At 68.2% G+C, this 26,718-nt stretch carries 24 protein-coding genes; 12 read left to right on the top strand and 12 right to left on the bottom strand.

All coding sequences use genetic code 11. The annotated features are described in order from the left end of the window. Positions 1 to 3 precede the first annotated feature (3 nt). From IB278_RS12690 to bamE, 3 genes are all read right to left on the bottom strand, one after another. A complete protein-coding gene (locus tag IB278_RS12690; protein ID WP_145746170.1) occupies positions 4 to 363 on the bottom strand; it encodes an HPF/RaiA family ribosome-associated protein in 360 nt (119 codons plus the stop codon). A gap of 99 nt (positions 364 to 462) precedes the next feature. Next, positions 463 to 891: a CBS domain-containing protein gene (locus IB278_RS12685; RefSeq protein ID WP_145746171.1), complete on the bottom strand. Its 429-nt coding sequence runs from the start codon at positions 889 to 891 to the stop codon at positions 463 to 465. 145 nt (positions 892 to 1,036) lie between these two features. After that, the gene (gene bamE / locus IB278_RS12680) at positions 1,037 to 1,636 is read right to left on the bottom strand and encodes an outer membrane protein assembly factor BamE (protein WP_192323591.1); all 600 of its coding nucleotides are present in this window, start codon (positions 1,634 to 1,636) and stop codon (positions 1,037 to 1,039) included. 205 nt (positions 1,637 to 1,841) lie between these two features. Here bamE and ylqF point away from each other — a divergent pair, with 205 nt between their 5' ends. Continuing rightward, positions 1,842 to 2,813, top strand: coding sequence for a ribosome biogenesis GTPase YlqF (gene ylqF / locus IB278_RS12675; RefSeq protein WP_192323590.1), 972 nt, complete (start codon positions 1,842 to 1,844; stop codon positions 2,811 to 2,813). Between the two features lie 35 nt (positions 2,814 to 2,848). Next, a complete protein-coding gene (locus tag IB278_RS12670; protein WP_192323589.1) occupies positions 2,849 to 3,286 on the top strand; it encodes a Fur family transcriptional regulator in 438 nt (145 codons plus the stop codon). 14 nt (positions 3,287 to 3,300) lie between these two features. Here IB278_RS12670 and IB278_RS12665 read toward each other — a convergent pair whose 3' ends face one another. Beyond that, on the bottom strand, positions 3,301 to 4,923 hold the full coding sequence (locus tag IB278_RS12665) for a DUF4139 domain-containing protein (protein WP_192323588.1): 1,623 nt from the start codon (positions 4,921 to 4,923) through the stop codon (positions 3,301 to 3,303). Between the two features lie 220 nt (positions 4,924 to 5,143). On the opposite strand from IB278_RS12665, the gene IB278_RS12660 reads away from it, so the two are divergent. After that, the gene (locus tag IB278_RS12660; RefSeq protein WP_192323587.1) at positions 5,144 to 5,563 is read left to right on the top strand and encodes a PaaI family thioesterase; all 420 of its coding nucleotides are present in this window, start codon (positions 5,144 to 5,146) and stop codon (positions 5,561 to 5,563) included. Here IB278_RS12660 and IB278_RS12655 read toward each other — a convergent pair. Further along, positions 5,499 to 6,740, bottom strand: coding sequence for an acyltransferase family protein (locus tag IB278_RS12655; RefSeq protein ID WP_192323586.1), 1,242 nt, complete (start codon positions 6,738 to 6,740; stop codon positions 5,499 to 5,501). The two genes, IB278_RS12660 and IB278_RS12655, sit on opposite strands and share 65 nt — an antisense overlap. 130 nt (positions 6,741 to 6,870) lie before the next feature. Here IB278_RS12655 and IB278_RS12650 point away from each other — a divergent pair, with 130 nt between their 5' ends. The 4 genes from IB278_RS12650 (at position 6,871) to IB278_RS12635 (ending at position 11,236) form a co-directional block, all read left to right on the top strand. Next, positions 6,871 to 7,776, top strand: coding sequence for a LytTR family DNA-binding domain-containing protein (locus IB278_RS12650; protein ID WP_145746178.1), 906 nt, complete (start codon positions 6,871 to 6,873; stop codon positions 7,774 to 7,776). Positions 7,777 to 7,947: 171 nt separating this feature from the next. Next, positions 7,948 to 9,150, top strand: a complete 1,203-nt coding sequence (locus tag IB278_RS12645; RefSeq protein ID WP_145746179.1) for an ammonium transporter — start codon at positions 7,948 to 7,950, stop codon at positions 9,148 to 9,150. Positions 9,151 to 9,217: 67 nt separating this feature from the next. Beyond that, complete coding sequence (locus IB278_RS12640) at positions 9,218 to 10,186, top strand: MBL fold metallo-hydrolase (RefSeq protein WP_145746180.1); 969 nt, start codon at positions 9,218 to 9,220, stop codon at positions 10,184 to 10,186. Positions 10,187 to 10,300: 114 nt separating this feature from the next. Next, entirely contained in the window at positions 10,301 to 11,236 is a 936-nt protein-coding gene (locus IB278_RS12635; RefSeq protein WP_145746181.1) for a succinylglutamate desuccinylase/aspartoacylase family protein, read from the top strand. 39 nt (positions 11,237 to 11,275) lie between these two features. On the opposite strand, the gene IB278_RS12630 is transcribed toward IB278_RS12635, so the two are convergent. Then, on the bottom strand, positions 11,276 to 12,169 hold the full coding sequence (locus IB278_RS12630; RefSeq protein ID WP_192323585.1) for a M23 family metallopeptidase: 894 nt from the start codon (positions 12,167 to 12,169) through the stop codon (positions 11,276 to 11,278). Positions 12,170 to 12,233: 64 nt separating this feature from the next. Here IB278_RS12630 and IB278_RS12625 point away from each other — a divergent pair, with 64 nt between their 5' ends. Further along, positions 12,234 to 12,536: a hypothetical protein gene (locus IB278_RS12625; RefSeq protein WP_225612871.1), complete on the top strand. Its 303-nt coding sequence runs from the start codon at positions 12,234 to 12,236 to the stop codon at positions 12,534 to 12,536. A 55-nt stretch (positions 12,537 to 12,591) separates the two neighbouring features. On the opposite strand, the gene IB278_RS12620 is transcribed toward IB278_RS12625, so the two are convergent. Further along, positions 12,592 to 14,406 (bottom strand): glutamine--tRNA ligase/YqeY domain fusion protein, encoded by a 1,815-nt coding sequence (locus IB278_RS12620; protein WP_145746183.1) that lies wholly within the window; start codon positions 14,404 to 14,406, stop codon positions 12,592 to 12,594. A 134-nt stretch (positions 14,407 to 14,540) separates the two neighbouring features. Here IB278_RS12620 and IB278_RS12615 point away from each other — a divergent pair, with 134 nt between their 5' ends. Next, positions 14,541 to 14,891, top strand: coding sequence for a hypothetical protein (locus IB278_RS12615; RefSeq protein ID WP_145746184.1), 351 nt, complete (start codon positions 14,541 to 14,543; stop codon positions 14,889 to 14,891). A gap of 91 nt (positions 14,892 to 14,982) precedes the next feature. Here IB278_RS12615 and IB278_RS12610 read toward each other — a convergent pair whose 3' ends face one another. Genes IB278_RS12610 through IB278_RS12590 form a run of 5 tightly spaced genes read right to left on the bottom strand, consistent with a single transcriptional unit; the run spans position 14,983 to position 18,694 of the window. Then, positions 14,983 to 15,828 carry a LytR/AlgR family response regulator transcription factor gene (locus tag IB278_RS12610; RefSeq protein WP_192323584.1) on the bottom strand — a complete coding sequence of 282 codons (846 nt, stop codon included), beginning with the start codon at positions 15,826 to 15,828 and terminating at the stop codon, positions 14,983 to 14,985. After that, positions 15,825 to 16,892, bottom strand: a complete 1,068-nt coding sequence (locus IB278_RS12605; RefSeq protein WP_192323583.1) for a sensor histidine kinase — start codon at positions 16,890 to 16,892, stop codon at positions 15,825 to 15,827. The genes IB278_RS12610 and IB278_RS12605 overlap by 4 nt, the downstream gene beginning before the upstream one ends. Next, complete coding sequence (locus IB278_RS12600; RefSeq protein WP_192323582.1) at positions 16,889 to 17,191, bottom strand: 2TM domain-containing protein; 303 nt, start codon at positions 17,189 to 17,191, stop codon at positions 16,889 to 16,891. Before IB278_RS12600 ends, IB278_RS12605 begins: the two co-directional genes overlap by 4 nt. Further along, positions 17,188 to 18,141, bottom strand: a complete 954-nt coding sequence (locus IB278_RS12595) for a sterol desaturase family protein (protein WP_145746188.1) — start codon at positions 18,139 to 18,141, stop codon at positions 17,188 to 17,190. Before IB278_RS12595 ends, IB278_RS12600 begins: the two co-directional genes overlap by 4 nt. 31 nt (positions 18,142 to 18,172) lie before the next feature. Continuing rightward, a complete protein-coding gene (locus IB278_RS12590) occupies positions 18,173 to 18,694 on the bottom strand; it encodes a DUF6622 family protein (RefSeq protein WP_192323581.1) in 522 nt (173 codons plus the stop codon). 227 nt (positions 18,695 to 18,921) lie between these two features. Between IB278_RS12590 and IB278_RS12585 the strand changes: the two genes are divergently transcribed. Genes IB278_RS12585 through IB278_RS12575 form a run of 3 tightly spaced genes read left to right on the top strand, consistent with a single transcriptional unit; the run spans position 18,922 to position 26,649 of the window. Then, a complete protein-coding gene (locus IB278_RS12585) occupies positions 18,922 to 20,259 on the top strand; it encodes an efflux RND transporter periplasmic adaptor subunit (protein ID WP_145746190.1) in 1,338 nt (445 codons plus the stop codon). Positions 20,260 to 20,308: 49 nt separating this feature from the next. Continuing rightward, a complete protein-coding gene (locus tag IB278_RS12580; protein WP_145746191.1) occupies positions 20,309 to 23,416 on the top strand; it encodes an efflux RND transporter permease subunit in 3,108 nt (1,035 codons plus the stop codon). After that, the gene (locus tag IB278_RS12575; RefSeq protein WP_192323580.1) at positions 23,413 to 26,649 is read left to right on the top strand and encodes an efflux RND transporter permease subunit; all 3,237 of its coding nucleotides are present in this window, start codon (positions 23,413 to 23,415) and stop codon (positions 26,647 to 26,649) included. Before IB278_RS12580 ends, IB278_RS12575 begins: the two co-directional genes overlap by 4 nt. Positions 26,650 to 26,718: the final 69 nt, after the last annotated feature.

Below are 26,718 nucleotides of genomic sequence, written 5' to 3'. Positions count from 1 at the left end.
TGCCTACTCCGCGATGAAGCCCGTGTCCTTGCGGATCGAATCGCGGTCGCGGTGGTTGTTCAGGCGGCCCAGCGTGTTGTCGAGCAGGCGCTTGAGCTTGTCGGCTGCGCCGCGGAAGGCTTCGTCGAGGGTGGTGGCGTGCTGGGTGACGGCCAGCGGCTGATGGTGGGCCAGGCGTGCTTCCATTACGCAGCACTTGTCTCCGGCGCCGGCCTTGTCGTGGTTCTCGTCGCTCAGATGCACTTCGACGCGGGTGACGTCGTCGACGAAGCGGCCCAGCTGCTGTTTGATCTCGGCGTCGGCCCAGCGCTCCAGCGCGTCCTTGTTGTTGACACCATTGCTCGTGTTGACCTGGATCTGCATGCCTTGTCCCTGATGATGGATGAACGAGCCTCTACTGTGCGCCCTAAACGCCCCAGGTACGCGTAGGCATGTTCCCCAACCCCCGGAACGGGGCGGGATTCAGCTCTGGATATAGGTCGTGAGCTGCGCGATGGTTGCCTCGTGGTCGGCAATGATGTCGTCCATCAGGTCCTGGATGGAGATCATGCCCACCACCTTGGTGCCGTCGACCACCGGCAGGTGGCGGAACTTGCGCTGGCTCATCAGCGCCATGCAGGCGCGCGTGCGGGTCTGCGGGGTCACGGTCATCACGTCGGGCGTCATGATCTCGCGGACCTTCATCTCCTTGGAGTTCTTGCCTTGCAGCGCCACCTTGCGGGTGTAGTCGCGTTCGGACAGGAAGCCCACCAGCCTGTCACCGTCCATCACCATCAGCGCGCCCACCTCGAAGCGCGCCAGCGTGGCCAGCGCATCGAACACGCTGGTGTCGGGCGAGGTGCGCCAGGCCGCGGAATCGTGACGCTTGAGCAGTTCGGAGACGGGTTTCATCGCGGTAACTCCATCAAAAAGGTTCGGCTTCGACCGGCGCGTCCATGCGCCGCACTCGGTCAAATGATAGGGGCGGAACCTCCTCCGCGATGCAAAAACCTCCAGGAGATTGCGTGTGCCGCGCCGGCACGCGCACCCACGCGAACTAAGGTGTTGCTGCGAGCACGCGGCTGAGCGCCACCGGGTCGCCCACCACGGTCTTGACCAGGCCCTTGTCGTCGAAGCTCACCTGGTACTCCGACCAGCTGTCGCGCCAGTAGCGCCAGATGGGCGCATCGAGGCTGGGGTTCTCGCTGGCCACCGGATAGCCGATGGCCATCAGCACCTGTTCGCGCGTCATGCCGGGCGCCACTTTTCCGGCCATGATGGCGTCGCGCACGGCGGGCGGGAAGGCGGCCATCTTCAGCTTGGGGTCTTCGGTCACCACGTAGCGCTGCGCGAAGTCGATCAGGGTGATGTTGCGGCTGTAGTCGTTCTTGATGCGCTGGGGCTTGCCCGCGAGATCGAGGTTGAACCAGCGGAAGTCGTAGCCCGTGATGCGCGCCGGCGTGCCCACGGCCACGATGCTGGTGCCCTGCTCGTCGTAGTTGATGTCGCTGATCGAGTTGCCGTAGGTGCGCATGTTGCAGCACAGGTAGCCGCTGACCAGCGGGCCCGGCGGCGGCGAGGGACGCTGGGCGTGGACGACGGTCGCGGGAACGACGGTGGCTGCCAGCAGGGCGGCAGCGGCAAGGCGCTTGAACATGGATTTCCCTCGGTACTTATTGAAAATGGCTGCGCATGCAGCGCGCGGATTCTAGAGGGCGCAGTGCGCCCAGGCGCAGGCAAAATGGGCCCGTGCAGCTACAGAAAGCGTAGCGGCGTGATTTGCCGCACAGCGCGGTCCACAATGCGCACCCGGCCTTCAGGCCCGCACCTTCCCCCACAGAGCGAAAGAAAGAACACCCTCGATGGCGATCCAGTGGTTCCCCGGGCACATGTACACGACCCAGAAGGCCATCACCGAGCGGGTGAAGGACATCGACGTGGTCATCGAACTGCTCGACGCGCGCCTGCCCGGCTCCAGCGCCAACCCGATGCTGGCCGAACTCACGGCTGGCCGGCCCACGCTCAAGGTGCTCAACAAGCAGGACCTGGCCGACCCCGCGCGCACGGCGCTCTGGCTTGCGCACTACAACGCGCTGCCGGCCACGCGCGCCATTGCGCTCGATGCGAGCCTGACCACACCCGCGCAGGCCATCGTGCGCGCCTGCCACGAGCTCTCGCCCAACCGCGGCGGCATGGCCAAGCCGATGCGCGTGCTGATCTGCGGCATTCCGAATGTCGGCAAGTCGACGCTCATCAACACGCTCACCGGCAGCCGCAAGGCCAAGACCGGCGACGAGGCCGGCATCACCAAGCTGGAGCAGCGCATCACGCTGGCCGACGATTTCTACCTCTGGGACACGCCCGGCATGCTGTGGCCGCGCATCGTGGTGCCCAAGAGCGGCTACAACCTGGCGGCCAGCGGCGCCGTGGGGCGCAATGCCTTCGACGAGGAAGAGGTGGCGCTCGAACTGCTCAACTACCTGAAGGCGCATTACGCGGCGGGCCTCACCGAACGCTTCAAGCTGGCCGAGCACGACGCCGCCGCCATCGCTGCCATGAAGGACGAAGAGGTGCTCGACGCCATCGGCCGCAAGCGCGGCGCGCTGCTGGGCAAGGGCCGCGTCAACCTGCAGAAGGCCGCCGAGATCGTGATGCACGAGTTCCGTGCGGGCAACCTCGGACGCATCACGCTCGAGACGCCCGAGGAGTTTGCGCAGTGGCTCGCCGAGGGGCTGCGTGCCGATGCGGAGCGTGCAGCAAAGAAGGCGGCGCGCGGCAAGAAGCGCAAGCCGGCCGCCGAGTCCGCCGAGGGCGAAGGGCCACCGCCGGACTGACCAGCCGCAGGCCGCCCGCCCACTATCATCGAGCCATGCAACGCCTCACGCGCCAACGCAACGCTGTCTTTTCGGCCTTCAGCGACACCGGCCTGGTGCTGACCGCGCCGGAAATCCTCGAGCGCGCCCGTGCCATCGTGCCCGAGATCAGCCTCTCCACCGTGTACCGCCAGGTGTCCATGCTGCTGGCCGACGGCGAGATCGCCAAGGTCGAGCTGCCGGGCGAACCGGCGCGCTACGAAGTGGCCTGCAAGCCCGATGCGCACCATCACGGCGAAGAGGCCGACCACCACCATCACTACTTTCACTGCAGCAGCTGCGGGCAGGTCTTCATGCTGCATGCCTGCCCCGGGCCCATGACCGACCTCGTGCCCAAAGGCTTCCAGGTGAAGAGCCATGAAGTGACGCTGCATGGCGTGTGCGCGGCCTGCGCCGGTGCCACCCGCAAGGCGCGGACGCCCAGGGCCCACTGACGCTCGGCGGCAGGTCAGCGCATCTGCAGGCGGGCGTCCTTCGGATAGCTGATGGTGTAGTCGGCCGCGACGCGCGCGGTCTTGCCGGCATCCAGATCGAAGCGCCACATGGCCAGTCCAGGCTGCTTGTTCCAGGCCAGCTCGGCGGGCTGCGGCGAGAACTGCGCGGCCACGCGCACCTGTTCGTCCACCGAAACGGGAGCCGCCTCGAGCACCTGCACCGCGATCGGCGTGCGGTGGCGGTTCTCCACCACGTAGGCGCGCTGCACCTTGCGCTCGGCGCGCGAGCCGGCAAAGCCTCCCGTGCCCTGGCTGTCGTTCTCGGGCTCGGCCTGCACGCGCACCAGTTCGTCGCGGCCGAAGGACAGCGTGAGCCTGGCGTCGCTCGGCGCGCTCCAGCGGCCGCTGCCGACGAAGTTGCCGTCGCGGTAGAGCTGCAGCGCACCGGCCGGCCAGACGCCCGCCGGCTGCGCAAGCTCGGCCACCAGGAAGGCGCTGGCGTCCACGCGCGGGCTGGTGCGGGCCGCGAGCTTGGCCGTGTCTTCGTGCTGGCCCAGCGCCAGCGTCACGCGCTGGCCGCTGGAGGGCACGTCGATGCTCTGGGGCACCGCGAATTCGGTGGCAAAGCTGTTGTCGAACACGTTGACGTCGAACAGAGGCTCCGTGGCTTCGGCCATGGCGCGCCGGTCGGCGGATGCGGCGGGCGCGGGCGCCGCCATCATCGCGGGCATGCCCCCCTGGACACGCGGCGGCGGCTCGATGCCGATGCGCCACGCGCTGGGCGTGCGGCCCGCGGTCTCGCGGCGCGGCTGGCCGGTGGAGAGCACCAGCTTCACGCCGCGCCAGTCTTCGCCCGTGGCCTGCGCCACCAGCGCCTGGCGCTCGATGCGCACCTTGCTCGTGGCGGTGTCAAGCAGCGCGCGGTAAGTGGGCGTCCAGCCGGGGCCGGCGACCTGGTAGCTCAGCTTCACGTCGGCATCGGCGCTGGCGGCCAGCGTCACGGTCACCGCCATCACCTGCGCGCCATGGCCTTGCGAGCGCTTGCGTTCGGCCAGCAGCGGGTTCAGCTGCCGGTCGATGTCGGCCTGCCTGCGCTGGATCTGGTGCTGCTTGAGCAGCGAATCCTGCCCGGTGCGGCGCATCGCCTCGGCCATCGCGGCGAGGTTGCGCGCATCGATCGGCGTGCGGGCGCCCTGGGCCGATTCGCCGCTGCCGCCCGAGAGCCCTTTCAGGTAGCCCGTCACCATGCCGAGCGCGTCGTTCTCGGCCTGCAGCGCGGCTTTCTGGTCCTCGAGTTCGCGGATGCGGCCATCGAGCGCGCTGGTGGCGCAGCGGGGCGACAGTTCGCGCGCCTCGCTCAGCACCGAGGTCTCGCCCACGCGCACCGATGCGCCGGCCGACACCTGCAGGCTCTGCACGTCGAGGCCCGCGGGCAGGCAGGCGAAGGTGACCGACCGGCTGCCGGCCGCAATGCGCGCGACGCGCTCCACGGTGGCGCTGCCGGGGTAGACCTTGACCTGGGTGATGCGCGAGTTGTCGGCTGCGGCTTGCGCGTGGGCGCCGGCGCTTGCCGCCAGCCAGGCGGTGGCGGCGAAGCTGGCACGGAGAAGAAGGAAGGCGGTGGAGGGTGCTTGCATGGAGAACCTTCGGAAGTGGATGGATGGCTTGTCTCCACTCATACGGCCGGGCTCGTCCAACGGGGTTAAGTCATTGCGGATTTTTTCGTCGCGGGCATTGCTGTCGCCCATGCAACCGCGGCGGCGCGGCCGGTCGCACGCGCGACGACCTGCGGCGGCTGCGCTTCATAAAGTAGGCCGTGCCCATCGCCGATGCACTTCTGCCCAGAGGAGACCTTCCATGCTCGACACCATCCAGGCTATCAACAAGACCGCCGCCTTCAACCGCTGGGCCGGCTTCGAAGTCACCCGCGCGGCCGAAGGCGAAGCCGAACTGCGCATGCAATGGCGCGAGGAAGACATGGGCCAGTACGCCGGCTTCCTGCATGCGGGGCTCATCGGCGCCATGCTCGACACGGCCTGCGGCTTCGCGGCCGCCACGGTGGCTGGCCGCGTGCTGGCCTCGCACTTCTCGGTGAACTGTTTGTCGCCCGCGCTGGGCCGTGCCTTCATTGCGCGCGGCAAGGTGGTGAAGGCCGGACGCAAGCAGGTGTTCGCCACCGCCGAACTCTATGGCCAGGGCGATGGCGACAGCCTCAAGCTCGTGGCGACGGGGAGCGCCATCCTGGTTCCGGTGCAAGAACCTCCGCCGGCGAAGTGACTGCGGCCCTGCCGCCGGCGCGCCGGGGCTTGAGCCCGAACAGCGGCCGCAGCCAGTTGAAGCGGCGGATCAGCCCGTCGGTGAGCAGCCAGCAGCCCACGATGGTCAGCACGACCAGCAGCGTGGGCTCCAGCACCGGCCCCAGCGCGAGCGGAGCCAGCAGCGCAATGCCCGCGATGATCAGCGTCTGGTGCAGCACGTACCACGGGTACACCGACTCGTTGGCCCAGCGCAGCCACGGCCACGGTCGGTTCAGGTGGCGGTGTCCGTGGCCGAGGATGGTGGCGACCGCCAGCCACAGGTAGAGCACGCGCAGGCTGTCCATCGGCACGCCGGAAGGCGGCCCCTTGGCGCCGAGCCTCAGCGCGATGAAGGTGGCGATCGCCGCCGCAGCCAGTGCCAGCGACACCCGCCGCAGGCGCTCCAGTTCGCGCCACACGCCCGTGTCCACACCCATCCAGTAGCCGTACAGGAACACGGTGAAGTAGATGCTGTGCAGGTGAAAGTCGCGGATCAGGTTGTGCGTGGGCGGAAAGTGCCGGGCCAGCAGCATCGTCCAGGCCAGCAGCGGAAGCGCCGGCAGCAACAGCAGCTTCCAGCCGCGCAGCCCGTTGAAGCGGCGGCGCATCCATTGGCCGGCCGGCGACTTCCACAGCGGCAGCGTCAGCGCGATGAGCGCCGTGTAGCTGAACAGGTAGGGCAGGTACCAGAGGTGGTTCCAGGTGATGCCGAACTCCGCGCCGTCGAAGGCCGCTTTCGGCCACGGATCGCCCATCGAAAGATAGCGCAGCAGGAAGGCGCCGAAGCCTGGCGCCACCAGGCCGCTGGCCACGCCCTGCGCATAGGCCTGGTAGGGCACGACCACCGCCATGCCGAAGGCCAGCGGCAGCATCAGCCGCACGCCTCGGCTGCGCAGCAGGCCCCAGGTGCCCTGGTGGCGGCTCAGGAAGCCCAGCGATACCCCCGAGACCAGGAACACCAGGTCCATGCGCCAGAGGTTGAGCATGCGCATCGGCCACTGCAGCCATTCGGCCGCATGCGGGCTCTTGAGATGCCACGGCCAGTCGGCCACGTAGTACATCGCCACGTGGTACAGGATGACCAGCAGGAAGGCCAGCGCGCGCAGCGCGTCGATGTCGTGCCGGCGGTCGGGCAGGGTGGCTGGGGTTGTGCTCATCGGTCGATGGTTGCGTCCACCCGCCGCGCGCCGACTGCACAAGGGACGGATCCCGGCCCTTTTGTGACGAGCGGTGGCCTGCGGGGACGAAATTCGCCCATGGGAAGCGCGGATCGCGAGAATCCCGGGCATGGCAGATTCCCGGAAGAACCTGTACGAGCGCTACGAACCCATCCGCCGCCGCGTGGAAGTGGGCTTCTGGATCGTCTTCATGGCGCTGCAGGCAGTGTTCAACACCACCGTGGCGCTGATCGACGCGCGCGACCGTGCCGTGCCCCGCGCCGCCTGGGAAATCGTCACCTGGGAGGTGTCGAGCCATCTCGTGCTGCTGGCGCTGGTGCCGGCGGTGGTGGCCATCCAGCACCGGCTGTCGCCGCTCGCGCGCACCCACCTGCTGCGCTACCTGGGGTGGCACCTGGCCGCCAGCGTGGTCTTCAGCGTGGTGCATGTGGCGGCGATGTTCGCGCTGCGCGCGATGGTCTATGCGGCCGTGGGCGAGCGCTACGACTTCGCCGGCTGGACCGGCCGCTGGGGTTACGAATACCTGAAGGACGTGCGCGCCTACCTGTCAATGGTGTTCGGCATCTGGGCCTACGGTGTGTTCATGCTGCGGCTGCAGGGCGAGGCGCGCGTGCTCGACCCGCCCGAGGCGGCGGCAGCAGCGGCCGCCGAGCCCGCCGAAGCCCATCAGGCAACTGCGCCGCCCGCGCGCCCCGAGCGCTTCCTGGTGCGCAAGCTGCGGCGCGAATTCCTCATTGCCGCGAGCGACATCGACTGGCTCCAGGCCGAAGGCAACTACGTCGGCCTGCACGTCAACGGCCACGACTACCTTCTGCGCGCCACGCTCACCGATTTTCTGGCGCAGCTCGACCCCGCCCATTTCGTGCGCGTGCACCGAAGCCATGCGGTCAATCTCGGCCGCATCAAGGAAATCGAGCCGCTCGACGGGGGCGATGCCCGGCTGCACATGCACGATGGCAGCACGGTGCCGTGCAGCCGGCGCTATCGCGAGGCCTTGCGCGCCGGGGCGGGCTGACTGGGGCCGATCCGTCCTGTTCCGGTGCGAACGCTGCACTGGGAACGCCCATTTCCACCTGTGACGCACCACTAATGAGCTTTTAGGCACCATTTTTGCTTTCTTGCGGCGCTGGCCCGAGCAATTCGGGTGCATGCACCAATTCAAAACCAAAAACTGCAAGAAGCTCCAATGGACGCACTCAAACAGGGCGCAGACGCGCTGTTCATCCTTCTCGGCGCGATCATGGTGCTGGCCATGCATGCCGGTTTCGCCTTCCTGGAACTGGGCACCGTGCGCAAGAAGAACCAGGTCAATGCGCTGGTCAAGATCCTGGTCGACTTCTCGGTCTCGACCATCGTGTACTTTCTCGTGGGCTATGGCGTGGCCTATGGCACCCACTTCTTCGTGGGGGCCACCGAGCTTGCGGCCAGGAGCGGCTACGAGCTCGTGAAGTTCTTCTTCCTGCTCACCTTTGCGGCGGCGATTCCGGCGATCATTTCGGGCGGCATCGCCGAACGCGCCAAGTTCTGGCCGCAATTGATCGCTACGGCGGTCATTGTCGGTTTTGTCTATCCGCTGTACGAGGGCATTGCCTGGAACAAGGCCTTCGGCATCCAGGCCTGGATCGCCTCGGCCACGGGCAGCGAGTTCCATGACTTTGCCGGTTCGGTGGTGGTGCATGCGGTGGGCGGCTGGCTCGCGCTGCCGGCCGTGCTGCTGCTGGGCGCGCGCCGCAACCGCTACCGCGGCGACGGCTCGCTGAGCGCGCATCCACCCTCGAACATTCCCTTTCTGGCGCTGGGCGCCTGGGTGCTGTGCGTGGGCTGGTTCGGCTTCAACGTGATGAGCGCGCAGAGCATCGACAAGATCTCCGGCCTGGTGGCTGTCAATTCGCTGATGGCAATGGTCGGCGGCACGCTGGTGGCGCTGGCGCTGGGCAAGAACGACCCCGGCTTCGTCTACAACGGCCCGCTCGCCGGGCTGGTGGCCGTGTGCGCGGGTTCCGACCTGATGCATCCGCTGGGCGCGCTGGTGGTGGGTGGCGTGGCCGGCGCCATCTTCGTGGTGATGTTCACGCTCACGCAGAACAAGTGGAAGATCGACGACGTGCTCGGCGTCTGGCCGCTGCACGGCCTGTGCGGCACCTGGGGCGGCATCGCGGCGGGCATCTTCGGCACCCAGGCGCTGGGCGGCATCGGCGGCGTGAGCGTGTGGGCGCAGCTCATCGGCACCTTGATGGGTGTGGCATGGGCGGCGCTGGCGGGCGCGGCGGTCTACGGCGCGCTCAAGGCCACGCTGGGGCTGCGCCTCACGCAGGAAGAGGAATACGACGGCGCCGACCTGTCGATCCACCACATCTCGGCGACGCCGGAGCGGGAGGTCAATTGGTGAGTGCTGCGCGGTAGATCGGCTTGGGCTATTCTCGGCGCCCTTTGCAACCGCCCGAGGAGAAGAACCCATGACAACATCCACCCGCTGGCTGCGCCGCGGCATTGCCGCAATGGCCGGCAGCATGCTGATGCTTTCGTTTGCAGCCTACGCCGGCGCCCCGCAGGTCAAGACCCAGGCGCCGGGCTTCTACCGCACGATGCTCGGCGACTTCGAGGTGACGGCGCTGTTCGACGGCACCATCGACCTGGAGCCCAGGAAGCTGCTCACCAACACCACGCAGGCACAGGTCGGCAAGCTGCTCGATCGCGGCTTCGAGAAAGACACTGTGCCCACCTCGGTGAACGGCTATCTCATCAATACCGGCAGCAAGCTGGTGCTGGTCGACACCGGTGCCGGCGGCCTGTTCGGCCCCACGCTCGGCAGCCTGCAGGCCAACCTCAAGGCTGCGGGCTACCAGCCCGAGCAGGTCGACGACGTGCTCATCACCCACATGCACGGCGACCATGTCGGCGGCCTCGTGCAGGACGGCAAGCTGGTGTTCCCCAACGCCACCATCCACGCCGGCCAGGAAGACGCCGACTTCTGGCTGGACAAGGGCAACCTGGAGAAGGCCTCCGCCGAGATGAAGGGCTTCTTCCAGGGTGCGATGGCCTCGCTGAACCCGTATGTGGAGGCCGGCAAGTTCAAGGGCATGAAGGGCAGCACCGACCTGGTGCCCGGCATCAAGGCCGTGCCTGCCCACGGCCACACGCCGGGCCACAACATCTACGTGGTCGAGTCCAAGGGCCAGAAGCTGGTGCTGTGGGGCGACCTGATGCACGTGGCCGCCGTGCAGTTCGCGCAGCCGCAGATCACCATCTCGTTCGACGTCGACTCGAAGCCGGCGGCGGCGGAGCGCAAGAAGGCCTATGCCGATGCGGCCAAGGGGCGCTACCTGGTCGGCAGCGCGCACCTGCCGTTCCCGGGGCTGGGCCATGTGCGGGCCGAGGGCAAGGGCTATGTCTGGGTGCCTGTGGATTACCAGCAGCTGCGATAGACAGCCAGCCGGCTGAAGGTTGAACGGCGCGGGCAGGTGTTGTCGCGCCAGCAGCACGAATGTGCGCGCTGTAGCAAACTCGCCCGACCGCTCCGTTCCACACCCCACGCCAACATGACCCAATCTCCCCCCGCCCTCGAAGTCCTCCCGCGCGACCTCTCCGCCTACCGCAAGGGCAACGTCGGCATCGACTACGTGCACCGCTTCGAGTCCGGCAAGCCGGGCCCGCACGTGCTGATCAACGCGCTCACGCACGGCAATGAAATCTGCGGCATGACCGCCGCCACGCACCTGCTCGACACCCAGGTGCGCCCGAAGATCGGCACGCTCACCGTGAGCTTTGCCAACGTGGAGGCGTACGAATCCTTCGACCAGGCGCTGCCTTTCGACAGCCGCCAGCTGGTGCACAACCTCAACCGCATCTGGTCGCCCGAATGGCTCGACGGCACCGAGGACAGCCCGGAGCTGCGCCGCGCCCGCGCGCTGCGCCCGGTGGTGAGCGCGGCCGACCACATCCTGGACATCCACTCCACCAGCCAGCCGGTGATTCCGTTCTGGGTGTATCCCGCGTTCGATCGCAATGCCGAAGCGGCGCTGGCCATCGGCCGTCCGTCGGTGCACCTGGTCATGCCCGACGGCCTGGGCTCCGGCACCCCGCTGATCCAGCATGGCCGCCACGGCCTGCCCGATGGCAAGGGCGTGGCGCTGGTCGCCGAATGCGGCCAGCACTTCCTGCGCTCGGCGTCCGAACTGGCCACCGCCATCTCGCTCGACTTTTTGGCGCACTTCGGCCTCATCGACAAGGACCCCGCCGTGCCGGCACCCGGCCCGCAGCGCCGCTTCGAACTGCTGCAGACCCACGTCATCAAGTCGGAAGACTTCGCGTTCGTGCGCCCGCTGATCGGCTTCGAGACCTTTGCCAAGGGCGAGCTGATCGCCACCAACGGCCCGGACGAGATCCGCGCGCCCTGCGACGAGTGCACGATCTTCATGCCCGCGCAGCGGGTGATCGTGGGGCGCGAGGCGGTGTACCTGACGAAGCCGATCTGAAGCGAGCCGTTTGGCAGACCCGGGCGGGCCAGTCCGTGTCTAGGCGGCGATAAACAGCGCCGGATCCACCATCGCCCGGTTCAGCATCACGGACCAGTGCAGATGCGGCCCCGTCACGCGCCCGGTGGCGCCCACGGCCGCCAGCTGCTCGCCGGTCTTCAGCACATCGCCCACCTTTGTGTCGATGCGGCTCAGGTGGCAATACATGGTCAGCAGGCCACCGCCATGGTCGAGCCATACCGTGCCGCCGTTGAAGAAATAGTCGCCGGTGTCGATCACGCGTCCCGGCAGCGGCGCCAGCACGGGCGTGCCGGTGCCGGCCGCGATGTCCATGCCGCTGTGCGGATTGCGCGACTGGCCGTTGAACACGCGGCGCAGGCCGAACGAACTGGAACGGCGGCCCGGCACGGGGACGCGCATCTGCAGCGAGGCATCGGGCCGCAGATCGGTGAAGGTGGCCATCACGGCGGCCAGGTGCGCGCGTTCGCGTTCGTAGCGTGCCTCGTCCTCGGGCGACAGGTCGACGGTGCGCGGCGGCACCGTCAGGCGCTGCTCGCGGTATTGCTTGGGGCTCACCGTGTAGGCGATCTGCTTTTCATTGCCGCCCTCGTACCGTACGGCGATGCTCGCCTCGCCCGGAACGGCCGCGAGCGGAATGCCCACCAGTGCGGTCCACTCGATGGCATCACCCACCACCAGCAACGGCACGTCGCCGGAGAAGGCCTTCGGGCGCCGGGCCGCCGGACCGAGCGACAGGCGGGCCACGCCGCCCGGTACCTGGGATGCATGCGGCCAGACCTCCGGCGGCTTCTTTCGGGGCGAGGGAGCCGCACCGGCGTGCGTCGAGGCCAATGCCATGAGGCCGAAGGTGCCGAGCAGGGCGCAGCGGCGGTCGAGGCCGGTCGAGCGGGAATCGGGAAGCGAGGGATGCATGGCGTTGAACTCAAGGCTTGCGAAGCGAACAAACAAGGGCGCAGCGAACACAAGGGGACCGGAAATGAACATCCGAGCACTGGGCCGATGGGTCTTGATGGTAAGCGCGGCCGCCGTGGCCGCCGGGTGCAACAGCACCGCGATCCGTGTAGGCGGCGCGCCCGAGGCGAGCATCAGGAACTGCGTGGCCGCGGCCGCGCGCGAATTTCGCGTGCCGGCGTCGAGCGTCATTGCGGACAAAGGCACGACGCCGCGCGACGGCGTCTACACGGTCAACCTGAAGATCGGCGCGCAGGGGCGGCCGGCGCTGTGCACGACGGATGAAAACAGCGCGGTGCTGGGCGTGGTCTACAAACGGCACGAATGAATGACAAAAAAGCCGGCGCCATCGCGGCCGCCGGCTTTGTGCAGACAGAGGGCGGCTACTTGCCCCAGCTGTCCCGCATGCCCGCAGCGCGATTGAACACGCGCTTGCCATCGGCACTTGCCTTCGCATCGAGCACGAAGTACCCGTGCCGCTCGAACTGGAACGCCACACCGTCCTGCGCCTTGGCCAGCGACGGTTCGACGTACGCGGAGCAAACCTCCAGGCTCGCCTTGTTGAGTTCGTCGAGCAGATCGCCGCTGCCGGGATTGGCCGCCGCGAACAGGCGCTCGTAGAGCCGCACCTCGGCCTCGACCGCATCGGCCGCGGCCACCCAGGTGATGTTGCCCTTCACCTTGATGGCGTCCGCGCCGGGCGTGCCGCTCTTGGTGTCGGGCACCAGCGTGGCCTGCACTTCGACGAGCTTGCCGTTGGCATCGCGCGTGGCGCCGGTGCATTCGATGACGTGGCCGTACTTCAGCCGCACCTTGTTGCCGGGGAAGAGGCGGAAGAACCCTTTGGGCTGCACGTCCTCGTAGTCGGTGCTTTCGATCCAGACCTCGCGGCCGAGCTTGAACTCGCGCTTGCCCATCTCGGGGTGGTGCGGATGCACAGGGGCGGAGCAGTCGTCGAGCACCTCGTCGCCGCCCATCAGTTCGCCCCAGTTGGTGATCACCAGCTTGACCGGGTCGAGCACGGCCATGGCGCGCGGCGCGATGGGGTCGAGGGTGTCGCGCAGCGCGGCTTCCAGGCTCGCGTAGTCGATCCAGCCGCCGGACTTGGTGGTGCCGCTGCGTTCGCAGAACAGGCGCAGCGCCTCGGGCGTGTAGCCGCGGCGGCGCAGGCCCGCGAGGGTGGGCATGCGCGGGTCGTCCCAGCCGTCGACGTGCTTTTCCTCGACCAGCTGGCGCAGCTTGCGCTTGCTGGTGAGCACGTGGGTGACGTTGAGGCGCGCGAACTCGTACTGGCGCGGATGCGGGCTGGCGATCAGGCCGCCTTCGGCCAGGCGGTCGAGCAGCCAGTCGTAGAAGGGGCGCTGGTCTTCGAATTCCAGCGTGCAGATGGAATGGGTGATCTGCTCGAGCGCGTCCTCGATGGGGTGCGCAAAGGTGTACATCGGGTAGATGCACCACTTGTCGCCGGTGTTGTGGTGGGTGGCCCGGCGGATGCGGTAGAGCGCGGGGTCGCGCATATTGATGTTGGGGCTCGCCATGTCGATCTTCGCGCGCAGGATGGCGGCGCCGTCGGGCAGCTGGCCGGCCTGCATGGCGCGGAAGCGGGCGAGGTTTTCTTCCACGCTGCGGCTGCGGAACGGGCTGTCGGTGCCGGGCGTGTTGAAGTCGCCGCGGTTGGCGCGGATTTCCTCGGCGCTTTGCTCGTCCACGTAGGCCAGGCCCGCGCCGATCAGGTATTCGGCGGCGCGGTACATGAAGTCGAAGTAGTCGCTCGCGAAGTATTCATGCGGCTGCAGGGTGCCCGGGGCGCTCGGGCGGTCGGCCAGGAAGGTTTCGTAGCCGAGCCACCGGACGGCATCGCGGATGGAGTCGACGTATTCCTGCTCTTCCTTCTCGGGGTTGGTGTCGTCGAAGCGCAGGTGGCAGACGCCGCCGTATTCCCTGGCCAGTTCGAAATTCAGCCAGATGCTCTTGGCATGGCCGATGTGCAGGTAGCCGTTGGGCTCGGGCGGAAAGCGCATGCGCACCCTGGCCGGGTCGGCCATGCCCTGGGCGTGATGGGCGGCGTCGCCGGGCGAGCCACCCCATTTGCGGCCAGAATAGGCCCCCTGCGCAAGGTCGTTTTCGATCACGTGGCGCAGGAAATTGCTCGGTGCAGCGGCTGTTTTTGCGCTGTCTTTGTCGGTCGGGGAGGTCATTGCGGCATTCTAGAACGCACCCCCTGCCAGTTACCTTTGGCTACGTTCTTCACATTGCGGCGGGCAACCGCTTTGCATTTGGCGCGTTCAATACACACATGGGCGGGAAACGCCCCAACAAGGAGTCCAACATCATGAGCCTCACACGTTCAACCTTCTTCAAATGGGCCGCCGCGGGTGCCGTGGCAGCCGGTGCATTGTTTGCGGCCACCTCGGCCAGTGCCCGTGGCGACGTGAGCTGGTCGATCGGCGTGGGTCTGCCAGGAGTTGCCGTGGGCGTGGGCGCTCCGGCCTACTACCCGGCCCCGGTCTATGCGGCCCCTGCGCCGGTGTACTACGCACCGCCGCCGCCCGTGTACTACCGTCCGCCGCCGCCGGTCTATTACCGTCCGGCCCCGGTGTACTACGCGCCGCCGGCTTACTACGGACCGCCGCGCTACTACGGTCCGCGTGGCTACTACCACGGCCATCGCCACTGGCGTTGAGCGGTTCCGCAGGCGGCAAACATCCGCCCAATAAGAAAGGCCGACCTTCCGGGGTCGGCTTTTTTTATGCGCCCGCGCCGTGCCCGCCATTTCACATGGCGCGAAACAGGTGGCCGTAGAGCCGGCTGACAGGGATTTTTTCGGGCCGGCCGCGCAGGTCGAGGTGCAGCTTGCCGGCCTCGTCGCGGTGCACGGCCTCGATGGCCGAACTGCGCACCACCACCGCGCGATGCACCTGCCAGAAGGTTTCGGGATCGAGCTGGGTCAGCAACTGCTTGAGCGGCGTGCGGATCAGGTATTCGTGCGCGGCGGTCAGCACGCGGATGTATTTGTCGGCGGCCTCGAAATACAGCACCTCTTCGATCGGAACCATGCGCACGGTGCTGCCGCCGGCGTCGCTGGCGGCGATCATCTTCAGCAGGGCGGTGGAAGTGGCGGGCGGCGCCGACGCGCCGTTGCCTGCTGCGGCGGCAAGCACCTCGCGCCATTGCGCAAGCGTGCGCTCGAGCGCCTCGTCGGCGGCGGCGGGCGCTGGCTTTGCCTGCTGCTGCGCAGCCAGCGCCTGCTGAAGCCGCAGCACGGTCTTGCGCAAACGCTCGGGCTGCACGGGCTTGAGCACGTAGTCGATGGCCTGGGTTTCGAAGGCGCGGGCGGCATATTCGTCGTACGCAGTCACGAAGACCAGCTGCGGCATGGGCGCCTCGTCCACGGGCCAGCGGTCGGCCAGCTCGGCGGCGGCGCCCAGGCCGTCGAGGCCCGGCATGCGGATGTCGAAGAACAGCACCTGTGGCAGCAGGCGCAGCGCCTCCTGCACGGCGCTGCGGCCGTCGCCCGTGGTGGCGAGCACCTGCAGTCCGGGCCATGCGGCGCCGAGTTCGGCCTTGAGGGCCTGGGCGAGCAGCGGTTCGTCTTCGGCGATGAGGGCGGTGGGATTCATGGACGGGGCTGCAATGGAAAGCTGAGTGTGGCAAGGGTTCCGCCCGAAGGCCCGGCGGCCAGGTTCATGCGGCCCTGGTCGCCATACACGGTGGCAAGCCGTTCGCGCACCTGCTCGAGCCCGAAGCCGCTGCCTTCGGAAGTTTGCGCTGCATCGAGGCCGACGCCGGTATCGCGCACTTCGATGATCAACCGGCCGTCGAGCTGCCGCGCACGCACATCGATCGCACCGCCTTCGACCTTGGGTTCGAGCCCGTGGCGGATGCTGTTTTCGACCAGCGGCTGCAGCAGCAGCGGCGGCACCGGCGCGTCGCGCAGTTCGGCGGGCAGATCGAGCGTGTAGCGCAGGCGCTCGCCCATGCGCACGGACATCAGCTCGAGGTAGTCGGCCAGCCGTTCGAACTCGGCCGCGAGCGGATGCGCAAGTGCGCGCGAGCCGCTGAGCGTCATGCGCAGGTAGTTGTTGAGGCGGTCGAGCATGGCCACGGCGCGCGGCGGATCGGTGGTGATCAGCACGCGCAGGTTGGCCAGCGTGTTGAACAGCATGTGCGGCTCGAGCTGGGTCTCGAGCAGCTTGAGCCGCGCCTCGGTGGCGTTGCGCTGCGCCAGCTCGATCTGGCTGCGCAGGTGCTTGCTCCGGCCCAGGCTGTAGAAGAAGAAGCACATGCAGACGGTGGCCGTCACGGTGATGACGATCGTGGTTGCGAGCTTGCGTTCCGTGAAGCTGCCGAAGTCGAGCAGGGGCTGGTGGGTCCACGCGTCGCCGATGGCGTTGCCCCCGAGGAAGCCCACAGTCACGCCGCCCGCCACCAGCAGATAACCCCAGGGGCCGGACGGCCAGAGGATCTCCCGGTGGCCGCTGATCAGCAGCCGGCCCACGTCGATGAAGAGCCAGCTGATCAGCCCGATCGACAGCGAATACACCATCTGCGCATCCCAGTTCCCGTGCTGCGTGATGGCCAGCGCGGCGGCAATGAAGCAGCAGAACACGACAGTGATCAGGCCATGCCGCAGCATGCCCCGGACATTCTCCGCGCGGAAACGGGGGAGCGCTTCGGCACTCATCCGCGCGTTCCGGAGCGCAGCGCCCGCCGTTCGCGCTCCACCAGCCGGTCATGGAAGCTGCCGCCGGGCGCAACGAACCAGATCACGGCGCCGTGGATCAAGAGGCCCAGGCCCCAGCCCATGAGCGGATACACGGCCCAGGTGTGGCCGCGCGATGCGGAGAGCGCCACCAGAGCGAGGTTCACCAGCACATAGACGAAGGCGTGGATGTACCAGCCCATCTTGGCGCCGGCGCGGCGGCGGGCGAGCTTTTCGATGTCGGGAAGAGACGAATCCGAACGGGATGCAACGGGGTTCATGACAGCTCCTTGAACTGGACGGGAATGAGAGTGGCGGCGGTTGATGACGGTGATGATGGCGGCTGCAGCGCAGCCCGCCGCCGCATTTCCTCGGTCGTCTCGCCCGGCCCGTCGGGGCGCCAGCCCGGCGGCTTGAGCAGGTAGCCGGCGAAAGCCCGCACCGAGCGCGCCGAGCGCAGGTCGCGCAGCAGCGCCCGCCAGTGGGTGAACTCGATCTCGAAGAGGTTGTTGGAGGTGATCGGCCTCACCAGCCCATAGCGGCAGGGCAGGTCGGCGCGCTCCGGAATGTAGGTGCCGAACAGGCGGTCGAACACGATCAGCACGCCGCCGTAGTTGCCGTCCAGGTACTCGAGGTTCGAGGCATGGTGCACGCGGTGGGCCGATGGCGTGTTGAGCACCCATTCCAGCGGGCCGAGCTTCGGAATCCAGGCCGCGTGGATCCAGAACTGGTACAGCAGGTTCAGCGTGAGCATCAGCAGGATCACCTTTGGCGGCATGCCCAAAAGCGGCGCGAGCATGAAGAAGGCGAGCGTGCCGGTGAGCTTGCCCGTCCAGCCGAAACGGTAGGCGGCCGACAGGTTGAGCTGGTTCGGCGAATGATGGATGGCATGCGTGCACCAGAACCAGCGCACCCGGTGAGCCGCGCGGTGGTACCAGTAGTAGCAGAACTCCTGGCCGATGAAGCAGGCGACCCAGCCGCTCCAGTGGCCCATGGGCAGCGTGAAGAGGCGGTGGTTCCAGAACCAGTCCATGGCCCCGGTCCAGAAGGCGAGCGGCAGCAGCCAGCGCAGCGGGTACTCGCGCACCAGGAAGTCGACCACCGAAACGCCGGCGGCCTTCCAGTCGTAGCTGCGCCATCCATTGCGCCACGACAGCACCAGCGCCTCTGCGATGGAGGCGGCCAGCACCACCGAGACGGCAATCTTGAGGATCAGAAAGAGCACTGTCATGGCGGTTCCTGGAGTGTGGCCGGCGGCGATCTTAGGCTGCGCGGGCGGCCACGGCCATGGCGTCGCTACGGATCGCCAACTTCCACAGCCGCACCGCCCGCGCCGCGAACACGCCACTGAAGGCGCCGTACACCATGGGAACGGCGACGCTGAAGCCGGCCTGCTGCCGCAGCTCGGGGCGCATGGCCAAGGCCACGCCCACCGCGTACTTGGTGAAGAAGATGCCCATCATCAGCAGCAGCGGCACCACGCTGCCGGCCAGATGGAATTCGCGGGTGGCCCGGTCGTAGCGCGTGCTGGCGGGCAGCGGCTGCTGCAACACCACCAGCACCAGGGCGGCCGCCGCCACGGCCCAGCCGAGCAGGGCGCCGGGCGAATCGCCGAAGGCCGAGATCACGCCGGCCAGCGAAAGGCCGGTCATGGCAATCGGCATCAGCGTGACCTTGGCCAGGCTGACGCTGCCGGACATCAGCTGCTTGCAGCCAAGCCACAGGAGCAGCACGAAAACGGCGAAGACCCACTTCGGGGTGTGAAGAATGATTTGCAGCAGCATGGCGTTTCTCCGGTTGAAAAGACGATTCGATGGAGCGGACTGTGCCGGCGCCCCCGCGCCGCCGCCAGGCTCCTGCGACGAAATGCGGAGCGGCGGCGCGAGCTGCGGCGAACCGGCGCGAAATGCAGCCCTTGTCCGCAGCTTTACCGGCGCTTTACGGTTCATAAGACAGGCGCGCTACGATGCGGCGCTCCACTAGCGGCTGTACTTGCGCACTGCCACACCCCATGGAATCACCGAACTCCGAGCCTTCTTCCGGCGATTCGCCTGCTGTCCAACCGGCAACCCCACCTTCTTCGTCCCCGCCTGCACGGCCACCCTCGCGCCGCAGGCTCTGGCTCGGCAGCCTGATTGCGCTGGTGCTGCTGCTGGTGCTGGGGGGCGGCGCCTGGTATCTGATCAACCGCAAGGGCAGCCCTGCCGGCGGACCGGGCTTCGGCGGCGCGACCGTCACGGTGGGCCATGCGGCGGCGCGCGAGATCGAATTGCCGGTGACCATCGATGCGCTCGGCACGGTCACGCCGCTCGCGACCATCACGCTCAAGGCGCAGGTCGGCGGCGTGCTGACCGAAGTGCTGTTCACGGAAGGGCAGACCGTGGCAAAGAACCAGCTGCTCGCCCGCATCGATCCGCGGCCCTACGAGCAGGCGCTGATGCAGGCCCGCGGCACGCGCCAGCGCGACGAGGCGCAGCTCGATGCCGCGCGCGTCACGCTGGCGCGCTACCGCACCCTGCTGGGACAGGACTCCATCGCCCGGCAGGACGTCGACACCCAGGCCGCGCTGGTCCGCCAGCTCGAAGGCACGGTCACCACCGACCTGGCGGCCGAGGCCGCCGCCAAGCTGAACCTCGACTACACCCGCATCACAGCGCCGGTGGCCGGCCGCATCGGCCTGCGCGCTGTGGATGCGGGCAACACCGTGACGGCCAACGCGGCCACCGGCATCGCGGTCATCACGCAGATGAACCCGATCGACGTGCAGTTCTCGATGCCGCAGGACCGCGTGCCCGACATCCAGGCGCAGCTTGCCAAGGGCGAGCCGCTGCCGGTCACCGCCTTCGACCGCACCCGCGCGGCAACGCTCGACACGGGCACCTTCTCTACGCTCGACAACGTGGTCGACACCACCACCGGCACGGTGAAGGCCAAGGCGCGCTTCGGCAATGCGCAGACCACGCTGTTCCCGAGCCAGTTCGTCAACGTGCAGATGCTGCTGCGCAAGGTGCGCGCGGTGGTGGTGCCGGTGACGGCGGTGCGCACCGGCCCCAATGGCGACTACGTCTATGTGATCAACGAGGACCGCACGGTGTCGATGCGCGCGGTGAAGCGCGGCGAGGCCAACGTCGAGGTGGTGGCCATCACCTCGGGCCTGAAGGCCGGCGAGAACGTGGTGACCGAGGGCGGCGACCGCATCAAGGACGGCGCGGTCGTGCAGCTGCAGGGCGACCGGCCCGCGGCAGGCCCGCGCGGCGGCGCTTCCGGGCCGCGCGGTGCGGCCTCGGGCCCGCGCGGACAGCGCGGCGAAGGCGGTGGAGAGCGGCGGCGCCAGCGTCCGCCGCAATGATGAAGAGCAGCCGCCACAACAACCCCCGGAACAAGCGAGCGCGTTCGCGATGAGCCCCTCCCGCCCCTTCATCGAACGGCCGGTGGCCACGGCGCTGCTGATGGTGGCCATCGTGCTGGCCGGCCTGGTGGGCCTGCGGCTCTTGCCGCTGGCCGCGCTGCCGCAGGTCGACTACCCGACCATCCAGGTGCAGACCCTCTACCCCGGCGCCAGCCCCGAGGTCATGAGCCGCACCGTCACGGCTCCGCTCGAGCGCCAGTTCGGCCAGATGGCGGGGCTCAACCGCATGAGCTCGGTGAGCTCGGCAGGCGTGTCGATCGTCACGCTGCAGTTCGCGCTCGACCAGACGCTGGACGTGGCCGAGCAGCAGGTGCAGGCCGCCATCAATGCCGGCGGGTCGCTGCTGCCGGCCGACCTGCCGGCGCCGCCCGTGTACGCCAAGGTGAACCCGGCCGACGCACCCATCCTCACGCTGGCCGTGAGCTCCCAGACCATGCCGCTCACCGAGGTGCAGAACCTCGTGAACACGCGGCTCGCGCAGAAGATCAGCCAGGTCAGCGGCGTGGGGCTGGTGTCGCTTTCGGGCGGACAGCGGCCGGCGGTGCGCATCCAGGCCGACACCAACGCGCTCGCGTCGGTGGGCATCGGGCTGGACACGCTGCGCAGCGCGATCAGCGCGGCCAATGCCAACAGCGCCAAGGGCAGCTTCGACGGACCTCGTCGGGCCTACACCATCAATGCCAACGACCAGCTCGTGACGGCGGACGACTACAAGAACCTGATCGTCGCGTGGAAGAACGGCGCGCCGGTGCGCATGACCGACGTGGCGCGCGTGGTCGACGGCGCCGAGAACACGCAGCTGGGCGCCTGGGCCGCATTGCGCGCGGGAGAACAGCGGCCTGTGCTCTACCCGGCCATCATCCTGAATGTGCAGCGGCAACCGGGCGCCAATGTGATCGGCACGGTCGATGCCATCAAGAAGCAGCTGCCCGAGCTGCAGGCCTCGCTGCCGGGCTCGCTCAAGGTGGAGGTGCTGAGCGACCGCACCACCGGCATCCGGGCCTCGGTCTCGCACGTGCAGCTCGAGCTCGGGCTGGCCGTGGTGATGGTGGTGCTGGTGATCTTCTTCTTCCTGCACAGCGTGCGCGCCACGGTGATTGCCAGCCTGGCGGTGCCGATCTCGCTCGTGGGCACCTGCGGGCTGATGTACCTGCTGGGCTACAGCCTCAACAACCTGAGCCTGATGGCGCTGACCATTGCCACCGGCTTCGTGGTGGACGACGCGATCGTGATGATCGAGAACATCGCGCGCTACCTGGAGGAGGGCGATCCGCCGTTCAAGGCGGCGCTCAAGGGGGCCACGCAGATCGGCTTCACCATCATCTCTCTCACGGTGTCGCTCATCGCGGTGCTGATTCCGCTCTTGTTCATGGGCGATGTGGTGGGGCGGCTGTTCCGCGAGTTCGCGGTCACCTTGGCCATCACCATCCTGATTTCCGCGGTGGTGTCGCTCACGCTGGTGCCGATGATGTCGGCGCGCTGGCTCAGGCCGCAGGCGGAGGAGGGCGGGCGCTTCGGTGCCAGCGTGCAGCGCTTCTTCGATGGTGTGATTGCCCGCTACGACGTGTGGCTGCAATGGGTGTTGCGCCACCAGCCGCTGACACTCATCGTGGCGGTGGCCACGCTGGCGCTGACCGTGCTGCTCTACGTGGTGATTCCGAAGGGGCTGTTCCCGACCCAGGACACCGGGCAGCTGCAGGCGCGCATCGAGGCCGCGCAGGATGTGTCGTACACGCGCATGGCCGAGCTGCAGCAGCAGACAGCCAACGCGATCCTGGCCGACCCCGAGGTGGCCAGCGTGAGCTCGGTGGTGGGCGTGGATGCGGCCAACAACACGGCGCTGAACACCGGCAGCATGCTCATCAACATGCGCGCCGACCGCGGCAACCAGGAAGCCACGATGCAGCGCCTGCGCGAGCGCGTGCGGGCCGTGGCCGGCGTGACGCTGTACCTGCAGCCCACGCAGGACCTGACCATCGACGCCGAGACCGGCCCGACCGAATTCCGCGTCTCGCTCGAAGGGGTGGACACCAACACCGTCGATGCCTGGGCGCAGAAGCTGGTGGAGCGCCTGCGCACCGAACCGCTGGTGCGCAACCCCACCACCAACGCAGGCGCGAAGGGACTGGCCGCCTACGTGGACATCGACCGCAACACGGCCTCGCGCCTCTCGGTCACGGCCAGTTCGGTGGACGACACGCTCTACAGCGCGTTCGGCCAGCGCATCGTCTCGACCATCTTCACCGAGACCAACCAGTACCGCGTGATCCTCGAAGCGCAGCGCGAGGCCCTGGCTTCGCCGCAGCTGCTGGGCAACCTGCAACTGCGCACCGGCAGCGGCGGCGCCACCACGCTGTCGTCGATTGCCACGGTGCGCGAGCAGGCCGCGCCGCTGCAGGTGACGCATGTGGCGCAGTATCCGGCCGCCACCGTGGGTTTCGACACGGCCGACAACGTGGCGCTCGGAAAGTCGGTGGCGGCCATTCGCGCGGCGGCCAGGGAGATCGGCATGCCCGCGAGCATGACCATGACCTTCCTGGGTGCGGCGGGGGCCTACGAGAAATCGCTGTCCAACCAGCTGTGGCTGATCCTGGCGGCGGTGGTGTGCGTGTACATCGTGCTGGGCGTGCTGTATGAGAGCTACATCCATCCGCTGACGATTCTCTCGACGCTGCCCTCCGCCGGCGTGGGTGCGCTGCTGGCCTTGATGGTCACGGGCAACGACCTGGGCGTGATCGGCATCATCGGCATCATCCTGCTGATCGGCATCGTCAAGAAGAACGCGATCATGATGATCGACTTTGCCATCGACGCCGAGCGGCGCGAGGGCAAGTCGCCGCACGAAGCCATCCACCAGGCGGCGCTGCTGCGCTTCCGGCCGATCCTGATGACCACGCTGGCGGCGCTTTTTGCGGCGCTGCCGCTGATGTTCGGCTGGGGCGAGGGCGCCGAGCTGCGGCGGCCGCTGGGCCTGGCCATCTTCGGCGGCCTGGTGGTGAGCCAGGTGCTCACGCTGTTCACCACGCCGGTGGTCTACCTGGCCTTCGACCGGCTGGGCCGCCGGTTCGGACGCAAGCGGGAGGCCGCGGCCGCATGAACCTGTCCAGGCCTTTCGTCGAACGCCCGATCGCGACGGTGCTGCTGACCATCGGCATTGCGCTGGCCGGGATCGCGGCGTTCTTCGTGCTGCCTGTGTCGCCGCTGCCGCAGGTCGACTTTCCCACCATCTCGGTCACGGCCAGCCTCTCGGGGGCGAGCCCGAGCACCATGGCCTCGAGCGTGGCCACGCCGCTGGAGCGCCGCCTCGGCGTGATCGCGGGTGTCAACGAACTCACCTCGACCAGTTCGAACGGCTCGACCCGCATCAGCCTGCAGTTCGATCTCAAGCGCAACATCGACAGCGCCGCGCGCGAGGTGCAGGCAGCCATCAACGCGGCGCGGGCCGACCTGCCGGCCACCCTGCGCAGCAACCCGATCTACCGCAAGCGCAACCCGACCGCCGCGCCCATCGCGATCCTGGCGCTCACGTCCAGGACGCGCACGCCGGGCCAGATCTACGAGGCCGTGTCCAACATCGTGAGCCAGAAGCTCTCGCAGGTGGAGGGCGTGGGCGAGGTCGAGATCGGTGGCGGCTCGCTGCCGGCCGTGCGGGTGGAGCTGGAGCCTTTCTCGCTCAACCGCTTCGGCATCAGCAGCGAGGACGTGCGCGCCGCCATCCAGGCCAACAACGCCAACCGGCCCAAGGGCGCCATCGAGAACGACGAGCGCCGGCTGCAGATCTACACGCCCTCGCCGGGCCGCCATGCCGTGGAGTACCGCGACATGGTGATCGCCTGGCGCAACGGCTCGGCGGTGCGGCTGGGCGACGTCGCGCGGGTGATCGACAGCGTGGAGAACACGCGCACCCTGGGCCTCTTCAACGGCCAGCCCGCGGTGATCGTGCTGGTCACGCAGGAACCGGGCGCCAACATCATCGACACCGTGGACGGCGTGCGCGAGCTGCTGCCCGAACTGCGCGCGCAGCTGCCGCAGGACATCGAGGTGCAGGTGGCCTCCGACCGCACCAACTCCATCCGCGCGTCGCTGCGCGAGATCGAGGCCACGCTCATGATCTCCATCGCGCTGGTGGTGCTGGTGGTCGGCCTTTTCCTGCGCCGGGCGCGCGCCACCATCATTCCGGCGGTGGCCACGGTGGTGTCGCTGCTCGGCACCTTCGGCGTGATGCACCTGCTGGGCTACAGCCTCAACAACCTGAGCCTGATGGCGCTCACCGTGGCCACCGGCTTCGTGGTGGACGACGCCATCGTGGTGCTGGAGAACACCAGCCGCCACATCGAGGCCGGCATGGGCCGCATCGAGGCGGCCCTGCGCGGCGCGCGCGAGGTCGGTTTCACCGTGCTGTCGATCAGCCTTTCGCTGGTGGCGGTGTTCATTCCGCTGCTGTTCATGGATGGGCAGATCGGCCGGCTGTTCCGCGAATTCGCGGTCACGCTGTCGGTGGCGGTGCTGATCTCGCTGGTCATTTCGCTCACCACCACGCCCATGCTGTGCGCCATGCTGCTGCGGGCCGAGGAGCCTGGCGCCAGGCCGCCGGGGCGCCTGGCGCGCATGGCGGAGAGCGTGTACCAGTGGAGCCTGCGCACCTACGCCCACAGCCTGGACTGGGCGCTCGCGAGCAAGACCGTGGTCATGGTAGTGCTGCTGGCGGTCATCGGGCTCAACGTGTACCTGTTCTCCGCCATTCCCAAGGGCTACTTCCCCGAGCAGGACAACGGCCAGCTCAATGCGGGCCTGCGTGCGGACCAGAGCATTTCGTCGCTGGCGCTGAGCGAAAAGCTGCGCCAGGCGGTCGACATCATCCACAAGGACCCGGCCGTGGACACCGTGGTGGGCTTCGCGGGCGGCAGCCGCTCGGGCGGCGGCTTCATGTTCGTCAACCTGAAGCCGCTGTCGCAGCGCACCGAGAAGACCGCCGCGGTCATCAACCGGCTGCGGCCGCAGCTCAACCAGCTCACCGGCCTGCGCGTGTTCCTGAGCCCGGTGCAGGACCTGCGCATGGGCGGGCGCTCGAGCAACTCCACCTACCAGTACACGCTCAAGGGCGACAACCTGGCCGACCTGCGCACCTGGACCGCCAAGCTGGCCGACCGGCTGCGCCAGGAAACCGCGCTGACCGACGTCGACAGCGACCAGGCCGACAACGGCGTGGAGACCTACGTCGACGTCGACCGCGACAGCGCCGCGCGCCTTGGCGTGACCTCGGGTGCGGTCGACAACGCGCTCTACAACGCCTACGGCCAGCGCTCGGTCGCCACCATCTACGACGAGCTCAACCAGTATTCGGTGATCATGGAATGGGCGCCGCGCTACCAGCGCGCGCCCGTGGTGCTGAAGGACCTGTACGTGCCTTCGACGCTCACCACCAGCACCAGCGCGAGTGGCGCCACCACGGTGAGCTCGCTCGCCAACACCACCGACGCGAGCACCGGCACCTCGACCACCACCTCGGCCAACCCCGGCCTGCGCACCGCTTCCACCGGCCAGGCGCTGGCGGCCAACACCACGCTGATGGTGCCGCTCTCGGCCATTGCCAAGGTCAGCGAGCGCGCGGTGCCGAGCTCCATCGACCACCAGGACACCGAGCTTGCGAGCACCGTCTCGTTCAACCTGGGCGAAGGCGTCACGCTGCAGGACGCGCGCCGCATCGTCGCGCAGGCCGAGGCCGACATTGCGATGCCCGTCAACGTGCGCGGCAGCTTCCAGGGCACGGCGCTCGCAGCGCAGCAGTCGCAGGGGCAGCAGCTGGCGCTCATCCTGGCGGCGATCGTGGTGATCTACATCGTGCTCGGCGTGCTCTACGAAAGCCTGATCCATCCGATCACGGTGCTGACCACGCTGCCTTCGGCGGGTGTGGGCGCGGTGCTGGCGCTGCTGCTGTTCCGCATGGATTTCTCGATCATTGCGCTGATCGGGCTCTTCCTGTTGATCGGCATCGTGAAGAAGAACGCGATCCTGATCATCGACTTTGCGCTCGATGCCGAGCGCGCGCGCGGCATCTCGGCCGTGGAAGCGGTGCGCGAGGCCTGCCTCTTGCGCTTCCGGCCGATCCTCATGACCACGCTGGCCGCCGCGCTGGGTGCGCTGCCGCTGGCCATCGGCTTCGGCCAGGGCGCCGAGCTGCGCCAGCCGCTGGGCGTGGCGATCATCGGCGGCCTGATCGCGAGCCAGCTGCTCACGCTGCTGACGACGCCGGTGGTCTACGTGCTGCTCGACAAGCTGCGCCGGCGCTCGGGCAACGAACGGCACCTGAGCCGCGCCGCAAGCATATGACCCACCCCCGTCCCTCGCTCACTTCGTGTAGCTCGACTCCCCCCTCAAGGGGGCAACACCAGCGGCCCG

The sequence above is a fragment of the Variovorax sp. VRV01 genome (genome assembly GCF_014852545.1).
GTDB lineage: Bacteria > Pseudomonadota > Gammaproteobacteria > Burkholderiales > Burkholderiaceae_C > Variovorax > Variovorax beijingensis_A.
This window is presented reverse-complemented; position numbering and strand designations above follow the sequence as displayed.

Coding starts and splice junctions, on each gene's coding strand:
- IB278_RS12690 (WP_145746170.1), bottom strand. CDS start 363: ATGCAGATCCAGGTCAACACGAGCAATGGTGTCAACAACAAGGACGCG.
- IB278_RS12685 (WP_145746171.1), bottom strand. CDS start 891: ATGAAACCCGTCTCCGAACTGCTCAAGCGTCACGATTCCGCGGCCTGG.
- bamE (WP_192323591.1), bottom strand. CDS start 1,636: ATGTTCAAGCGCCTTGCCGCTGCCGCCCTGCTGGCAGCCACCGTCGTT.
- ylqF (WP_192323590.1), top strand. CDS start 1,842: ATGGCGATCCAGTGGTTCCCCGGGCACATGTACACGACCCAGAAGGCC.
- IB278_RS12670 (WP_192323589.1), top strand. CDS start 2,849: ATGCAACGCCTCACGCGCCAACGCAACGCTGTCTTTTCGGCCTTCAGC.
- IB278_RS12665 (WP_192323588.1), bottom strand. CDS start 4,923: ATGCAAGCACCCTCCACCGCCTTCCTTCTTCTCCGTGCCAGCTTCGCC.
- IB278_RS12660 (WP_192323587.1), top strand. CDS start 5,144: ATGCTCGACACCATCCAGGCTATCAACAAGACCGCCGCCTTCAACCGC.
- IB278_RS12655 (WP_192323586.1), bottom strand. CDS start 6,740: ATGAGCACAACCCCAGCCACCCTGCCCGACCGCCGGCACGACATCGAC.
- IB278_RS12650 (WP_145746178.1), top strand. CDS start 6,871: ATGGCAGATTCCCGGAAGAACCTGTACGAGCGCTACGAACCCATCCGC.
- IB278_RS12645 (WP_145746179.1), top strand. CDS start 7,948: ATGGACGCACTCAAACAGGGCGCAGACGCGCTGTTCATCCTTCTCGGC.
- IB278_RS12640 (WP_145746180.1), top strand. CDS start 9,218: ATGACAACATCCACCCGCTGGCTGCGCCGCGGCATTGCCGCAATGGCC.
- IB278_RS12635 (WP_145746181.1), top strand. CDS start 10,301: ATGACCCAATCTCCCCCCGCCCTCGAAGTCCTCCCGCGCGACCTCTCC.
- IB278_RS12630 (WP_192323585.1), bottom strand. CDS start 12,169: ATGCATCCCTCGCTTCCCGATTCCCGCTCGACCGGCCTCGACCGCCGC.
- IB278_RS12625 (WP_225612871.1), top strand. CDS start 12,234: ATGAACATCCGAGCACTGGGCCGATGGGTCTTGATGGTAAGCGCGGCC.
- IB278_RS12620 (WP_145746183.1), bottom strand. CDS start 14,406: ATGACCTCCCCGACCGACAAAGACAGCGCAAAAACAGCCGCTGCACCG.
- IB278_RS12615 (WP_145746184.1), top strand. CDS start 14,541: ATGAGCCTCACACGTTCAACCTTCTTCAAATGGGCCGCCGCGGGTGCC.
- IB278_RS12610 (WP_192323584.1), bottom strand. CDS start 15,828: ATGAATCCCACCGCCCTCATCGCCGAAGACGAACCGCTGCTCGCCCAG.
- IB278_RS12605 (WP_192323583.1), bottom strand. CDS start 16,892: ATGAGTGCCGAAGCGCTCCCCCGTTTCCGCGCGGAGAATGTCCGGGGC.
- IB278_RS12600 (WP_192323582.1), bottom strand. CDS start 17,191: ATGAACCCCGTTGCATCCCGTTCGGATTCGTCTCTTCCCGACATCGAA.
- IB278_RS12595 (WP_145746188.1), bottom strand. CDS start 18,141: ATGACAGTGCTCTTTCTGATCCTCAAGATTGCCGTCTCGGTGGTGCTG.
- IB278_RS12590 (WP_192323581.1), bottom strand. CDS start 18,694: ATGCTGCTGCAAATCATTCTTCACACCCCGAAGTGGGTCTTCGCCGTT.
- IB278_RS12585 (WP_145746190.1), top strand. CDS start 18,922: ATGGAATCACCGAACTCCGAGCCTTCTTCCGGCGATTCGCCTGCTGTC.
- IB278_RS12580 (WP_145746191.1), top strand. CDS start 20,309: ATGAGCCCCTCCCGCCCCTTCATCGAACGGCCGGTGGCCACGGCGCTG.
- IB278_RS12575 (WP_192323580.1), top strand. CDS start 23,413: ATGAACCTGTCCAGGCCTTTCGTCGAACGCCCGATCGCGACGGTGCTG.